We start from the raw sequence: 15,161 nt of genomic DNA on the forward strand, positions 1-15,161 counted from the left end.
GTGCCCGACAATAACAACATTCAACTATCCGGACCCGCTCTATGAAAAATACATCAACATGACGGTCAGCCTGGGGCCGTTCAGCTTCCAGAGCGCCCACCTGCTGCTGCTCATATCGCTACTTATAGCATGCGGTCTGGGCAACTGGGTTGGTCGCCGTCAGAAGGTCCGGACCGGGAAGGTGCTACTCGATATGCTGCTGGTCGGGCTGGCGGCGGGACGGATCGTGTTCGTGGCCACCTGGTTCGCGCAGTACCGCGCCGCGCCGTTGTCGATCATCGATATCCGCGATGGCGGCTTTACCCCGTGGGCGGTGATGCTGGCCGGCCTGGCGTGGGGCGGCTGGCGCATGCTGCACAATCCGCGCCTGCGCAATCCCCTGGCGGCCGGCATGCTGGCGGGGGCGCTGGCCTGGTTCACGTCGGGGGCGCCGCTGCTGCTCAAGCTGAGCGAACGCAAGAGCTTGCCGGTAACCACGCTACTCACGCCGACCGGTGTGCCGGTCACCCTGGCGGCGCTGGCGCAAGGGCGGCCGGTGGTGGTCAACCTGTGGGCCAGCTGGTGTCCGCCCTGCCGCGCGGAAATGCCGCTGCTGGCCGCCGCACAGCAGCGCGAGCGCAATGTGGTGTTTGTGTTCGTCAACCAGGGCGAAGATGCGCACACGGTACGGGCGTACGTCAACGGCAGCGCACCAACCTTGGACAACGTGGTGCTCGACGCCGCATCGGGCATGGGGCGCGAGGTCGGCTCGGGCGCGCTGCCGACCACCCTGTTTTTCGATGCCAGCGGCCGGCTTTCCGATTCGCATCTCGGCGCCGTGTCGGCCGCCTCGCTCGAGAGCAAGCTGGCGCGCCTGCGCAAGCCGGACTAATTCGGCGCTCTCAAGGCACCTCGTCATCGGCAAGGCCCGGGACCACCGGATCGGCGCATGCGACGCTTGGCGCCGCAGCTCAACGAATCGGGGCCGAACGCGCCTTGGCCGTTGAAATTCCCTTCAGCCATGTTCTGGCCCCCTTACGCCACCAGTTGCGCCCTTCATCGCGAAACCCATGATCGGGTTGACTGGCCTGTACGCGCAGTCGACCACGTAGTCGACCGCCCCCGGCTCCAGGCCACGCAGGCGGTTGGCGTCATCGACTTCGGCGGTCGCGAAGATGATGGGCACATGCCGCGTGCCCGGATGTGGGCGCAGCGCACGCGCAAGGTCCAGCCCATCCCTCCCGGCCATCATCACGTCGAGCAGGCTATCCATCGCCACGGCCGCACCAAAGGAAGAGGATTGGGCTTCATTCGAATTGCTTGGCCTTCCTGGCCAGGTCCGCATCGTTGTCGACGTAGCGTTCAGCGATGACGCGGAACTCGCCTTCCAGGACCATGAAGGCATCGACCATGTCGGGATCGAAATGCTGGCCGCGGCCGACGCGAATGATGCGCATCGCTTCCTCGTGCGACATCGGTTCCTTGTACACGCGGCGGCTGATCAGGGCGTCGTAGACGTCGGCCAGCGCCATCAGCCGCGCAGAAATCGGTATCGCGTCGCCGGCGAGGCCCAGGGGATAGCCGCTGCCATCCCATTTTTCCTGGTGGCCATAGGCAATTTCTTTGGCGGTGAGCAGAAATTCGACATCGATGCCGAGCACCTGTTCGGCATGCGCAATCGCATCGCGCCCCAGCCGCGCATGGTCTTTCATGATCTCGAATTCTTCGCTGGTGAGCTTGCCCGGCTTCTTGAGGATACTGTCAGGAATGCCCACCTTGCCGATGTCGTGCAGCGGCGCCGACTTGAACAGCATGGTGATATTGCGCTCGCTCAGATAGTCGGAAAAGCGCGGATTGTCGCGCAGGTGGTTAGCCAGCAGGCGCACATAGTACTGGGTGCGGATGATGTGGTTGCCCGTTTCGTTATCCCGTGTTTCGGCCAGCGACGCCATGACCATGATCGTCACGTCCTGGATCGCCGTCACCTCCTGCGTACGGCGCGTCACCTCCTGTTCCAGGAAGGCGTTTTTATCGCGCAGGAAGTCGGCTGCCGCCTTGAGGGCCAGGTGGGTGCGCACGCGCGCGGCCAGGATCAGCGGGCGCGCCGGCTTGGCGATATAGTCGACCGCCCCCGCTTCGAAGCCGCGCCGCTCGTCTTCCAGCTCGCCCTGCGAGGTCAGGAACAACACCGGGATGTGGCGGCTGACCGGGTCGGCCTTGAGGCGCCGGCACACTTCATAGCCATCCATGCCGGGCATGAGAATGTCGAGCAGGATCAGGTCGGGTGGCTGGCCCGACCTGGCGATCTTCAGCCCTTTCTCGCCGTCAACCGCAACCTTGACCTTGTACTCGCCCTCGAGCAGTTGGCTCATGACAGCCAAGTTGGAAGTCGCGTCGTCGATGATCAAGACGACCGGCTTGCCGCTTACCTCATGTTCAACCATCACGCTTCCCCTTCATACAGTGGTGCTCATGCCTTGCAAGGTCTGCAGGGCCAAGTCGAAATCGAATTCTTCGGCGGCGGCGGCGATCGCGCGCAGCGGCACCTCGGCCGCTGTGCCGCGCGCCCCGCTCGCCAGGTGGTCGGCCAGCTTGCGCGAGGCCGCATCGCTCTCCTCGAGCAGCGCGTGCAGGCGCCGAAGGCCGGCGCGCAGCTGGGCCGCATCAAGGGCAGGCGGTGCCGGCGCGCTCGCCGCTTCCAGGTCGAGCGGCGCGAGGCCGGCCAGCACCGTTGCCAGTTCAACGCATACCCGACTGCGCCATTCATCGATCTGCGCGTCGGGGGCAGCGCTGCGGCAGGCGCTTTCCAGGGCCGTGGCGGCCGCCTGCACGCCCAGCGCGCCGATCATGCCGGCAGTGCCGCGCAGGGTATGGGCAATGCGCCGCGCCGTCCCTTTGTCGCCAGCCAGGCAGGCCTGCGCGAAACTGGCGCCAAAGCCGGCCTGCTCCTGGCGAAAGCGGCGCAGCATATTGCGGTACATGGTCGGGCTTTCGCCCACCGCGGCCAGGCCGTTGGCCACGTCCAGGCCCGGCAGGCAGCCGAACTCGGCCGCCGCACCTGCCAGGGAACCCGCTCCCGGGACCAGCGCGGCTGTGGGATGCGCCGGGGTGATCCATCGCGCCATGGTGACAAACATCTGGCGCACATTGAGCGGCTTGGCGATATGATCGTTCATCCCCGCTTCGAGCACCCTGGCGCGGTCGTCCGACATCGCGTTGGCCGTCATCGCCACGATCGGAAGCGCGGCCCATTGAGGCTGGGCGCGAATGGCGCGCGCCGCCTCATAGCCGTCCATCATCGGCATCTGGCAGTCCATCAGCACGCCGTCGAAGGGGCCGTCCGAGGCGAGCAGCGCGAGCGCTTCGACGCCATGGTTTGCGACGGTCACCATGATCCCGGCCCTGGCCAGCAGATCCTGCGCCAGTTCCTGGTTCATCTCGTTGTCTTCCACCAGCAGCAGATGGGCGCCGGCCAGGCTTGCGGCGGCCTGCTGGCGCGCGTCGTCAGGCCGCCGCTCGGTGTGCACCGCCACCACCTTGCCCAGGGCGGCGGCGATCGCGTTCACCAGGCGCGACAGGGTCACAGGCTTGGTCAGCACCCCGGCCAGGCGGATCCCGCGGTCGCGGGCAAAGGCAATCGCGTCTTCGCGCCCATGGGCGGTCATCAGCAGAGCCGGCGGCGCATCGGGCAGACGCTGCATCCGACCCAGCACTTCCATGCCGTCCATGTGAGGCAGCTTCCAGTCGATCAGCACGAGGTTGACCGCTTGCTGCGCGAGCCGGGCCAAGGCGTCGCCGCCATCGGCAGCCAGCACCACGTCCATCCCCAGTGAGCGCGCCATGGCCGCCATGATGTCCAGCGCAACGGGGTTGTCGTCGACGATCAGTATGCGCTCGCCGCGCATCAGCAGATGGGCGTCGGCCAGCGGCTCCACGGCCTCGGCCTGCACGCCGAACTTGCCGACGAAATGAAATGCCGAGCCGAACCCTTGCACCGACTCGACCCAGATCCGCCCTCCCATCAATTCGGCCAGCTCCTTGCAGATGGCCAGTCCCAGGCCGGAGCCGCCATACTTGCGCGTGGTCGAACTGTCGGCCTGGCTGAATGCCTGGAACAGGCGCTCGCATTGTTCCGCGCTCATGCCCACCCCGGAATCGGTCACCGAGAACTGCAGCTCGATCCCGCAATCGGTGCGCGCAAGCGGCACCACGTCGACCACGATGCGGCCGCTCTCGGTGAACTTGACAGCGTTGTTGCCCAGATTGATGAGGATCTGCCCCAGGCGCAGCGAATCGCCAACCAGGCCCTTGGGAATGTCGTGTGCCACCCGGAAGAGCAACTCGATGCCCTTGCTTTCGGCGCGGATGCCCACCATCGTGGCCAGGTTGTCCATGATGTCGTCGAGGCGGAAGGGGATCATTTCGAGGACCAGCTTTCCCGCTTCGACGCGCGAGAAGTCGAGGATATTATTGATAATTCCCAGCAGGTTCTCGGCCGCGCCCAACACCTTGTCGATGTAGTTGCGCGCCCGCGGTTCGAGCGGCTGCTCGAGCGCCAGGTTGGACATGCCGATGATGGCATTCATCGGCGTGCGAATTTCGTGGCTGACGTTGGAAACAAAGATGCTCTTGGTCCGGCTGGCCACTTCAGCCCGTTCAAGCGCGTGCGCCAGCGCCTCGGTGCGCTCGGCCACCAGTTCCTCAAGGCGGGAGCGATGGCGCTCGATCTCGGCTTCCGCCGCTTTGCGCTTGCTGATGTCGATATAGCTCACGCGCAGCAGCGGCTTGCCGCCGGCGTGCAGACGGTTTACCCACACCTCGCAGGGGATGTCGCGGCCATCCTTGTGGCGAATCGTGCGCTCAAACACCAGCGCTTCGCCGGCCAGCGCACGCACGACGTGATTGTGACTCTCTGCGCGCAGCGTTTCCATGTCGCCCTCTTCCACGGCGTACATCTCATACAGCCGGGCGCCGTGCAGTTCGTCGCCCGTGCGGCCGAACAGCTGTTCAGCTTTCGAATTGTGCTCGAGAATGCCTTGCTGGCCGCTGCCATCGACCACCACGATGGCTTCCGGTGCGCCGTTAACCAAGGCGCGCGAGCGCTCTTCGTTGGTCTTCAGGGCGCGTTCGATGGCCGTCTTGCGCTGCAGTACCAGGAGCAGCGCGGCGATCAAGGCGAGCAGCATCAGCACGACGGCGATGGTGGCGCCGACCTGGCGCCGGAATTGCACCCAGATCGGCTCCGGGCGCTTGACGAACTGGGTCGATCGCGGCAGCTTGCCGGGATCGGCTCCCCAGCGGGCCAGCTCGGTCCAATCGTACACGCTGACCTGAACCGGCTGCCAGGGGGCGATGCCGTTTGGCGGCGGGTTGCGGCCCGTGGCCAGATCGAAGGCAAGTTGTGCGATCCGGCGCGCTTCGGCTCGAATGCTGAAGACGTGGCCGCCGATGAAGCGCCGCTCGCCGATGCCCTGGTCGTAAAACACGAAAAAGGGCGCGTTGCTCGCCTTCGCCAGGCGGCCCAGCGCTTCCAGGCGATGGAAGTTGCGTCCGGTAGTGTCGCGTCGCATGGACAAGCCCAATACCACCGACTGCGGCGGCAACTGGCGCAGCTGGGCTTCGGCGGCGTCGATCGATAGCTTGCTGGTGTCGGCCACCGAATGGGTGCCTTCGAACGGGCGCAGGGCGCTGTGGACATCGGCCAATTCCTGCTGATCGGAAGCGCCCGCGACAATCTCGATGTGGCGTGTGGATGGAAACAGGGCGAGCGCTTGTTCGATCGTACTTCGGTAGTTGAACACGGTGCTCATCACGTACATCGGGTGTTCCCCGGGCGACGCGTCCGACCGCAATCGGGCCAACACCGTGATAATGGTCGCTCGCGGGGCTAGTTCGGGCGCTTCGCGCAACAGGTACTCCAGCGAAGGCTGGAGTACCGTGATGATGACATCGACCCGCTGACGCGCGAACTTGTCCATCAACAAGCGCTTCAAGTTTTGGCGGAACCCGGGCTCGTTATTGCGTTCGAGGTCAAGGTACTCGAAGTAGATGTCGGCTGAATTGAATCCTTGTGAAACCAGGTGTTCACGCACCTCGGAGACCAGCAGGTCGACGCCAGGCGCGCCTGGCCCATAGGGCAAGAGCATGGCAATGGCGTGCCCTGAGGGCGCGGCTTCGCTGGCCCGTGCCGGCCACGTCGACAGCGCCAGCATGCTCAACAAGATAAGCATGCGCACCGGATCTATCCACCGTCGGTGTCCACCCACGGCACCCCCAACAAGAATTGGATTAATTTTCCTTACGGAAGGATAACACTGGGGTATTCTTTTTAGAAACTGGTTTTGTCGTATACATGCAGCCGGAACCGGGGCACGCCGATTTCGCGACGGATCGCCGCGGCCGGCTGGACCGGCACCTACCCGACCAATGCCGGCTCATGGGACAGGATGACAGGCGCCGACCGTGTCCGCCTCTGGGATGGATGGGCAACTTCGCGCAGCGCGGAACCACGGCAGCCAGCGCAACGCCGCACGCACGCGACGCTGCGCACGGCCAGCTCGATTCATGAATGGACGTCACTACCCGCAGCCGAACCAGGATTGTTTCATCGACTACAATGCGTTTTACATATCGTCCATCGCGGCGAACAGTCCGGCGGGCAATTCCTGCTCGATCTGCACGGTCCGGTTGCGCCCTTCCTGCTTGGCTTCGGCCATGGCTTTTTCGGCGCGCTGGATCATCATGTCGGCCGTTTCGGCCGGCGCATTGGTGGTCAGGCCGGCCGAAAAGGTGACCGTGGTGCCCGGCGTCAAGGTATCCCATCCAAACGCGGCGACCTTGGCGGTGAGGCGGTTCATCGCCAGCACACCCTGGTGCAGCCAGGTGGCCGGCAAGATCACGCCGAACTGGTCGCTTTCGATGCGGCCGAAGCGGTCCAGGGTGCGCAACAACTCGGTGGCCGAGCGCGTAAAACCCTGCAACACGGCGTCGCCGATATCGTGGCCGAAGCGCAGGTTGACGTCCTTCATGTGATCGATACCGATCACGGCCACGCAAAACGGCTGGCCCGTGCGCGAGGAACGCTGCAACTCCTCGGCCACCAGCTCGGTCAGGGCGCGCCGGTTGAGCGCGCCGGTCAGGACGTCGTGACGCGTGAGCGACTCGGTCAGGTTCAGGATCTCCTGTTCTTTTTCAGCCAGCCTGGCGCGCAAGGGCGCGCATGCCGGGCAAGAGTCGCATTCTGTGCTCATGTCAAGTCCTTGAAGATGTGTACTGGGTGTACTGATAGGTAGAGCTTACCGCCGGAGTTACCTGCAATCAAGCATTATCCGTGGCCGGCAGCCGCCGTGTTGCCTGCGCGGCGCCATTGGCGGCCGTCCCCAGACGGCGCATGGCGTAGCGGTTGCGCCCGGCCTGCTTGGCCGCATACAGCGCCTCGTCGGCCAGCGCCAGGTAATCGTCGGCGCCGGCCGCATTGCCGGATCCGACGGCGATGCCGACACTGGTGCTCACCCGCAAGCTGGCGCCGGCGACCTGAAACGGGGTGCGCGCCATGTCGAGGATTTTTTCGGCCAGGATTGCCGGTTCGGCATCATCGTGCAAGCCCTCGAAGATGGCCACGAATTCGTCGCCGGCCAGGCGCGCCACGCTGTCGGTCGAGCGCACCGCCGCGCGCAGGCGGCGGGCGAATTCGACCAGCACCTCGTCGCCTGCCTTGTGCCCGTAGGTATCGTTGATCGCCTTGAAATGGTCGATATCGAGATAGGCCAGCGCGATAGCCGTGTTGCTGCGCGCCGCCCGTCCCAGGGCGGCGGCAAAGGTTTCCTCGAACATGCGGCGGTTATCGATGCCCGTGAGGATATCGGTGCGGGCCTGGGCTTCCAGGTTCAGCTCGGCCTGGCGGCGCTGCTGCGACAGCGTATAAAACGCACGGCTGAGTTCGCCTAACTCGTCGCGCCGCCGGACATTGAATACCTCGATATCGGCGCTGCCGTCGACGATGCCGGCCACATTGCCGCGCAGCGCGCCCAGGGGACGCAGCAGGCGCAGGATGGCCAGCCAGCCGGCCAGTCCAGCCAGCGCCGCTACCGCAACCGAGGCCAGCAGCGCGGTCGGGCGCATGTGGATCAGGGGCGTGAACGCTTCCTCGACCGGGTACACGGCGCCCAGGATCCAGTCGGTCTGGCGCAGGCGCTTGTAGGTGATCAGGGCGCGCACGCCGCGCTTGGTCGGTCCTTCGACCCAGCCCTCGAAGCCGTCCAGTGCCGCCGTGGTCGAGGCCACGGCGCCGCCGGCTTCATCCTGCACGCGCTGCAGGATGCGCTCCTTGTTGGGATGATGAATGATGGTGCCGTCGCTGGTGAGCATGAACAGATAGCCGCTCGCCCCCGATCCGAGCGCTGCCAGCTGGCCGAAAAAGCGCGGCCGCTGGAGGTCGATGGCGCCGCCCAGCATGAAGATCAGCTTGCCTTGTTCGTCATACAGCGGTTCGGTGATCAGAATCACCGGCTTGCCCGACAGCACACTCTTGATGGGCTTGGAAATGACGCCTTCGCGCGCCGCCACGGTATCGGTGAAATAGGCGCGCCTGGCGAAGTTGACGGTATTGTTGGTGCGCCGGTCGTTCATATTGGCCAGCATGGTGCCGGCGCTGTCGAACACCAGCACGTTGAAAAACTCGTCGCGCAAGTTCGCGTGCGCTTCCAGGAAGGCTTGCAGGCCGCCCGCCGGCCGTCCGCCGCTGCGCCCGAGCTCCTCGCGCAGGGTCTTGAGCAAGGATTGCCGTGCGCCGAGGTCGGCGTCGATGTACGCGGCCGCGCTCGAGAGCAGCGCCACTTGCTGGGAGCCGATCACGTCGCGCATCTGGCGCTCGGCGAGATACAGGGACACAAAGGTCAGCACGCTGGTGGCAAGCAGCACCAGGCCGATGACCACCACCGTCAGTCGGAATTTCAAGGTGGCTGTGTTGAAGGTCAGGCGCATCGGGGTGATTATTCCTGCAGTAGATCGGCGGCGCGAGGCGAATCGCCTGGCCCGCCATTTTACCGCGCCGCACGCGCGCACGTGCCTCCCGTTACGCGCGATCGCGGCGCGCAAGCGAACGCAACAATTTTGTAAAAAAGCGTAACATATGAACATTGTTAAGGTATCTCGCCGCATGAGCGTGCAAGCGCGGCCGCGCGCCGCGAGATCGCCCATGACACATCAACTAACGGAACCGCGCATGGCGCCGCGACAAGCGCGCCCTGCCGGACCGATTCGTGACCGAACCGAAGACCAAAAGGTGTACACAGTGCAGCCACAATCCCTTGCTACCAGTCCGACGCCGTCGGCAACCGAACGCCCGCGCGTACTGATCGTCGACGACAACGCCGACGCCGCCGACACGCTCGGCACCTATCTTCAACTGTCCGGCTACGCCGTGACCATCGCCACCGATCCGTACCAGGCACTGAACCTGGCGCGCGAGCTGCGACCGCAGGTGTGCGTACTCGACATCGGCCTGCCCGGCATGAACGGCAATGTGCTGGCGGAAAACCTGCGGCGCCTGCCGGATACCTCGGGCGCGGTGCTGATCGCCCTCACGGGTTACGGCCAGGCTTATGACAAGCAGCGTGCGCTGGGCGCGGGTTTCGACCATTATTTCGTCAAGCCGGTCAACCCCGGCACGATCAAGGACCTGATCGACCGCATGCCCTGACAGCGGCGCGCAAGCCTGACCAGACTGCCGCGCCGCGGTGCGGCTTATTTTTTCTGCCAGTAGGCAAACTCGGTTTCGTAGCAGTTGGTATCGACTTCGGCGATTTTCTCCTGCATCACCGCCTGGGCATCCTGGACCGCCTGGTTGTAGATCGAGGGGCCGATTTCGCGCAGGCAGAAATCGAGCAGCAGGCGCGCCTTGAGCACGCCGACTTCCTCGTCGAAATTCTGCATGCAATAGCGCTGCAGGGAGGATAGCAGGCGCTCCTCGGTTTCCTGGTTCAGTTTGATGGACATCGCGGTTCGTGTAAGGTGGTTCGGGACGCGCAGCTTAGCAGACTTGATCCATCTCCGGCACGTACCCGGCCGGCGCGTGGTACATGACATCGGTGCGCAAGACATATTTGGTACCGCTTTGCACCGCCGAGCCCTGATGCATCTGACGATGCGGAAACACCAGCGCGGAACCGGCCTTCGGCTTGATGCTCTCCCACGCAAAATCGGTATGGCCGCCGGTGAAATCGTCATTCAGGTAAATCAGGAAGGTGAGAAAGCTCTCCTCCGACCCGCTGCGGACATAACTGCCATCCTTGTGCGCGCTGAAAAACTGCTCGCCCTGATAACGGTAGAACCGGAAGCGCTCGTTGAAACCACTGAGTGTCCAGTCGCGCTGCGCCGGCGGCAGCTCCGGCGCGGCGCGCTGGTACAACTGATCGGCCAGCGCCGCATTGTCGTAGATGATGCGGTCGTTGGTGCGGTAATCGCGGTTGATCCGGTCACCCTCGCTGGTGGTCAGGCCGGCCGCATGGTAGCCGATCGCTTCGCTCTCGCCAATATGCCGTGCGCATTCCTGCGGGGTGAGAAAGTCATGAATATAAAACACACCCATCCCGAATTTTTCGATACGCATTCTGTATACCTGTGCCGATAAAGTGGAACGCACTATACCAAAGTATAAGTGGCGCCAGCGCAGCGCCCCCCATACTCGGGCGCTACCCGTGCCGCCTGTCCCGGGCCAAAAGGAAACCGCCATGCAGACCGTCCTTCCCCATCGCCGCCTGGCTGCCCGCGCCATTGCCGGCGCGCTGGCCATCATGCTCGCCAGTGTCGCCGCGCCCGCGGTTTGCGCGCCACCGCAAGCGCTGCTGCAACTTTGCGCCGCCTGCCACAGCGCCACCGGCAACACCACGTCGGCCGCGCTCTATCCCAAGCTGGCCGGCCAGTCGGCGGCTTACATCGCGCTGCAACTGAATAATTTCCGCAGCGGCGAGCGGCCGCATGCGCAGATGCGCGCCGTCGCCGAACAGCTCAGCGGGCCGGACATACGCGCGCTGGCCAGTTTCTACGCGGCCCAGCGGGCCACGCCCCAGCCGCCGGCCGATGCCGCCCTGGAACGCCAGGGCCGCGAGATCTTTATGCACGGCAGCACGGCGGGCGCGCCGGCGTGCGCGAGCTGCCACGGTGCGCAGGGACAAGGCCAGCAAGCGTTTCCGCGCATCGCATCGCAGCCGGCCGGCTACACCTTGGAGCAGTTGAAAGTGTATCGCGACGCGCCCGGCTTCAATAATCCGCTGGCGATGCAGATGAAGGCAGTCGCGGTCAAGCTCGGCGACGCCGATATGCGCGCCGTCGCGGCCTACCTGGCCACCGTGCGCTGAGGCGCGCCAGGGCGGCTGATCCCTTACATCAGCAAGGTACCCGGCAGCCGCAGGCGCATTTCGCTGCCCTGCCCCGGCGCCGACGTCCAGCGCACCTTTGCGCCCAGGCGCTCGGCCCGCTCGCTAATGCCGGGCAAGCCCCAGTGCCCCGGCAAGCCGCCATCGCGCAGCACATCGGCCGGCAAGCCGCAGCCGTTGTCGCGCACCACGACCGTCAATTCCTTGCGCTCGTACAGCAGTTCGACCTCGATCTTGCTGGCCCTCGCATGCTGGAAGGCATTGAGCATCGCCTCGTTCGCGATCCGGTACAGCTCGTGCGCCACCAGCGGCGGCAGCGCGCGCACCCGTCCCTCCTCGCGCAAGATGAATTGCACGCCGCGTTCCTCGGCCATGCGCTGGCCTTCGCGTTCCAGCATGCTGGCCATGCCCGCCTGGAAGTGGTCGTGCGCGCGCAAATCCTGCACCTGGTCGCGCCCTTCCTGCAGCATCAGCTCGGCTTGGTCGAGCGCGCTGTCCATCAATTGCCTGACCGGTTCCTGCGGATCGACCTTGGTCGAGGCCGTGTGGAACCGTAAAATCAGCGCCTGCACGCCCTGCAGCAAGGTATCGTGCAGCTCGCGCGCGATGCGCTCGCGCTCGTCGACCTGCACTTGCAGGCGGCCCTGGATGCGCGCCGCCAGCTGGCGCATACGCCAGCGGTACAGCGCCCACAGCAGCGCGGCCGCGAGCAGCACGCAGGCGGCGCGGAACCAGACCGTCTGGGTGACGGTCGGCGCGATGCTGAACTGGAAGATCGCGCCCGTGTCGCTCCAGACCCCGTCTTCGTTCGAGGCCTGCACCTGGAAGCGGTAGGGGCCCGGTCCCATGCCGGTAAAGAAGGCGCTGCGGCGGGTGCCGGCCGCGGTCCAGCCGGCGTCCTGTCCTTCGAGGCGGAAGCGGAAGGCCACCCGTTCGGGCATCGACAGGCTCAGCGCCGTGTAATCGAGCTGCACGCGCTGGGTGCCGGGCGGCAGGCGCAAGCCGTCCAGCGCCGGATAGTTCCGGCCTTCGACGGTGACCTTGCGCATTTCCACATGCGGGGCCAGCAGGTTGCGGCGCAGCCGGGCCGGGTCGACCGAGACCACGCTGTTGGCGGTGCTGAACCACAGGCGGCCATCGCTGGAGGCCACCGCCGACGGCACCGGCACCATTTGCGGCGCGGTCCCGGTCAAGCCATCTTCCTGGTTGTAGCGCACGAAGCGCACCCGATAGCCCGGCTCGGCCACGGCGCGCTTGAGCTCGGCGGCTTCGATCACGCTGATGCCTTCGCTGCCGTTGAGCCACAACTGGCCGCTGGCGGACGCCACGATGCCCGAGACGCCCATGAACTTCTCGCCATCCACCCCAAGCAGCGGATGAAAACGCTTGCCGTCGAAGTAAGCCACGCCGCTGTCGCCGCCGATCCAGGTCTGGCCCTCGTGTCGGACCACCTGGAACACCACGCCCACCTGCAAGCCCTCGGCGGCGCCGAGCAGGCGGAACTTGCCTTGCTCGCGCAACGCGATGCGGTTGCCGACATAGCCCAGCCACAGCTGGCCGTCGGCCATGGCGCTGATACCCATCGCGCCGCGCGAGGCATAGTCGGCATACGGCGCGACCTTGCGCCACACGCCGTCGCGGCGCTCGTACACTCCGCCGCCGTTGAACGAGAGCCACATGGTGCCGTCCGCTTCCTTGGCGATGGCGTGCACCGGGCGCCCTTCGGTATCGGGCGGTGTGACCAGCTTGGTGAAGCTCTTGCCATCGAGGTAGGACACGCCGCGGTGGCCACCGGCCCAGATGATGCCGTCGTTGTCGCGGTACAGGCAGGTCAGCTCGGCGATGCCGTTCGAGGGCATCTCGGCGGCGGGAATCGGCACCGAGCGCGCGCCGGGCACGAAGAAGCCGTCGGTCCAGACCGCGCCCTTGTCGGCGGCGGCCAGCGCGCGCGCTTCGCCGCCGTAGTAGAGCGGCAAGGCGGCGGTGTCGAGCTTGGTGCGGCGGAACCGGTCCAAGCCGCTGTTACTGGCGACCCAGATATTGCCTTCACGGTCTTCCAGCGCGGTGAACACGATGTAGCCGCTCAAGCCCTGCTGCGGCGTGAGGCGCTCGGTGACCGTCCGGCCATCGATGCTGAAGCTGCGCTCGACGCCTTCGCGCCGCAGCAGCCAGCGCTCGCCTTCAGTGTCGTACAGCATGTGCGAGGAATATTCCCCGCCGATCCGGCGAAAACGCGCCGTGCCCAGCGGCTGCTGCTCCACGATTTCCAGGCTGTCGTTGCGCCCGCCATTGCTCCAGATGGTGCCGTCGGGCGATTCGACCAGGTTGCCGCTCAGGTCGAGTACGTTCGGCAGGCGCCGAAATGCCGACGCGCCCGGTTCGAGCACGAAGGCGGTATCGACGTTGCCGACCCAGAAGCGGCCGCGGCTGTCCGAGAGCATCGTCTGCGGCTGGTTGGCGAGCTGCTCGAAACCGGGGATCTTGTCCCAGCGCTCGCCGTTCAGCCGGAACAGACCGCTTTTGGTGGCGAGCCAGATGCGGCCCTGCGCATCGCGCCGGATCGCATGCGGCGACGATGGCGGCAAGCCGGCGGCGCTGCCGTAATGACGCAGCACCCCCTCCTTGAGCAGGCCGGCGCCGCCGCTGCGGTAGCCGATCCACACCTCGCCCGACGGCAGGGCCAGCAGCGCCGAAATGCCCGGCGAGTCGAGGCTGCCGGTGCGCGGCACGTAGCGCTCGAACTTCACGCCATCGAAGCGGAACAGCCCGGTACTGGCGCCAAGCCAAAGCCAGCCGTCGGGCGACTGCGCCATCGCGAAAATGATGGTCGGGGCGCCGTCGCGCGCGCTCCAGCTGCTGTGATGCATGGTGATCGCCGGGGCCGGCGCCGGAGCCGGCTTGACTTGCGGCAACGGCTCGCTGGGCTTGGCGGGGACGGCGGCCGTGACCGGCAGCGCGGCGGCCAGTGCCAACAGCACCGCCAGGGCCCGCTGCCAGGGTCGAAATGCCTTCATAGAAACTCCATGGTGCAAAAAATGCCAGCATGATACGGGATTGTGGCGATGCAGCAATGTCGTCGCAGCAAACTGATCCAAGCGGACCGCGCAGGAGCGTGGCATCATCATGAATATTTTCTTACAGAAAGTTTACCCTTGACACCCGCCGCCCCCCGTCCCATCCGCGTCCTGATCGCCGACGACCACAGTCTGCTGCGCGAAGGCATCGCTGCGCTGCTGGCCGGCGATAGCGGCATCGAGATCGCCGGCCAGGCCGCCAACGGCGAGGAAGCGGTCCAGCAATTCATCGGCCTGCGTCCGGACGTGACCTTGATGGACTTGCAGATGCCCATGCTGGGCGGGCACGACGCCATGCTGGCCATCCGCGCGCTCGACCGCCACGCGCGCGTGCTGGTGCTGACCACCTACAAGGGCGACGCCCGCATTGCGCGCGCGCTGGGAGCGGGCGCGGCCGGTTACCTGCTCAAGGGCGCGATCCGGCTCAATCTGGCCGATGCGATCCACCGGGCACACGCCGGCCACCGCTATATTCCGGCCGAGGTGGCGGCCGAGATGGCGTCCTATTTCGGCAGCGACAATTTGTCGGGACGCGAACTGGAAGTGCTGCGCCTGGTCGCCGACGGCAATTCGAACCGCGAGGTGGGCGTGCGCCTGGCCATCAAGGAAGAAACGGTCAAGGCGCACGTGAGCGCCGTGCTGTCCAAGCTGGGGGCGAAGGACCGCACCCATGCCACCACGATCGCGCTGCGGCGCGGCATCCTGAGTTTGTAATATTGGAATTGGAGCAGAG

General features: G+C 65.7%; 12 protein-coding genes. 4 read left to right on the top strand and 8 right to left on the bottom strand.

The window, feature by feature from the left end:
* Nucleotides 1-58: 58 nt before the first annotated feature.
* On the top strand, nt 59-871 hold the full coding sequence (locus tag IV454_RS25790) for a TlpA disulfide reductase family protein (RefSeq protein WP_206088485.1): 813 nt from the start codon (nt 59-61) through the stop codon (nt 869-871).
* Between the two features lie 123 nt (nt 872-994).
* On the opposite strand, the gene IV454_RS25795 is transcribed toward IV454_RS25790, so the two are convergent.
* From IV454_RS25795 to IV454_RS25815, 5 genes are all read right to left on the bottom strand, one after another.
* Complete coding sequence (locus IV454_RS25795) at nt 995-1,252, bottom strand: response regulator (RefSeq protein WP_206088486.1); 258 nt, start codon at nt 1,250-1,252, stop codon at nt 995-997.
* 34 nt (nt 1,253-1,286) lie between these two features.
* Nucleotides 1,287-2,423 (bottom strand): HD-GYP domain-containing protein, encoded by a 1,137-nt coding sequence (locus IV454_RS25800; protein ID WP_206092828.1) that lies wholly within the window; start codon nt 2,421-2,423, stop codon nt 1,287-1,289.
* Between the two features lie 12 nt (nt 2,424-2,435).
* The gene (locus IV454_RS25805) at nt 2,436-6,209 is read right to left on the bottom strand and encodes a response regulator (RefSeq protein WP_229522363.1); all 3,774 of its coding nucleotides are present in this window, start codon (nt 6,207-6,209) and stop codon (nt 2,436-2,438) included.
* A gap of 393 nt (nt 6,210-6,602) precedes the next feature.
* Nucleotides 6,603-7,229, bottom strand: coding sequence for a GGDEF domain-containing protein (locus tag IV454_RS25810; protein ID WP_206088488.1), 627 nt, complete (start codon nt 7,227-7,229; stop codon nt 6,603-6,605).
* A gap of 67 nt (nt 7,230-7,296) precedes the next feature.
* Nucleotides 7,297-8,961 carry a sensor domain-containing diguanylate cyclase gene (locus IV454_RS25815; RefSeq protein ID WP_206088489.1) on the bottom strand — a complete coding sequence of 555 codons (1,665 nt, stop codon included), beginning with the start codon at nt 8,959-8,961 and terminating at the stop codon, nt 7,297-7,299.
* A 310-nt stretch (nt 8,962-9,271) separates the two neighbouring features.
* Here IV454_RS25815 and IV454_RS25820 point away from each other — a divergent pair, with 310 nt between their 5' ends.
* A complete protein-coding gene (locus IV454_RS25820; protein WP_181002626.1) occupies nt 9,272-9,679 on the top strand; it encodes a response regulator in 408 nt (135 codons plus the stop codon).
* A 44-nt stretch (nt 9,680-9,723) separates the two neighbouring features.
* On the opposite strand, the gene IV454_RS25825 is transcribed toward IV454_RS25820, so the two are convergent.
* Both IV454_RS25825 and IV454_RS25830 read right to left on the bottom strand, forming a co-directional pair.
* Nucleotides 9,724-9,975 carry a DUF2164 domain-containing protein gene (locus IV454_RS25825; protein ID WP_054262756.1) on the bottom strand — a complete coding sequence of 84 codons (252 nt, stop codon included), beginning with the start codon at nt 9,973-9,975 and terminating at the stop codon, nt 9,724-9,726.
* A gap of 34 nt (nt 9,976-10,009) precedes the next feature.
* Entirely contained in the window at nt 10,010-10,588 is a 579-nt protein-coding gene (locus tag IV454_RS25830) for a 2OG-Fe(II) oxygenase (protein WP_206088490.1), read from the bottom strand.
* Between the two features lie 121 nt (nt 10,589-10,709).
* Between IV454_RS25830 and IV454_RS25835 the strand changes: the two genes are divergently transcribed.
* Nucleotides 10,710-11,336, top strand: a complete 627-nt coding sequence (locus tag IV454_RS25835; protein ID WP_206088491.1) for a c-type cytochrome — start codon at nt 10,710-10,712, stop codon at nt 11,334-11,336.
* Between the two features lie 23 nt (nt 11,337-11,359).
* Here the strand turns inward: IV454_RS25835 and IV454_RS25840 are convergent, their stop codons facing one another.
* Entirely contained in the window at nt 11,360-14,368 is a 3,009-nt protein-coding gene (locus tag IV454_RS25840; RefSeq protein WP_206088492.1) for a sensor histidine kinase, read from the bottom strand.
* Between the two features lie 138 nt (nt 14,369-14,506).
* Between IV454_RS25840 and IV454_RS25845 the strand changes: the two genes are divergently transcribed.
* Nucleotides 14,507-15,142, top strand: a complete 636-nt coding sequence (locus IV454_RS25845) for a response regulator transcription factor (RefSeq protein ID WP_229521834.1) — start codon at nt 14,507-14,509, stop codon at nt 15,140-15,142.
* Nucleotides 15,143-15,161: the final 19 nt, after the last annotated feature.

This window comes from Massilia antarctica, assembly GCF_015689335.1.
GTDB lineage: Bacteria > Pseudomonadota > Gammaproteobacteria > Burkholderiales > Burkholderiaceae_D > Telluria_A > Telluria_A antarctica.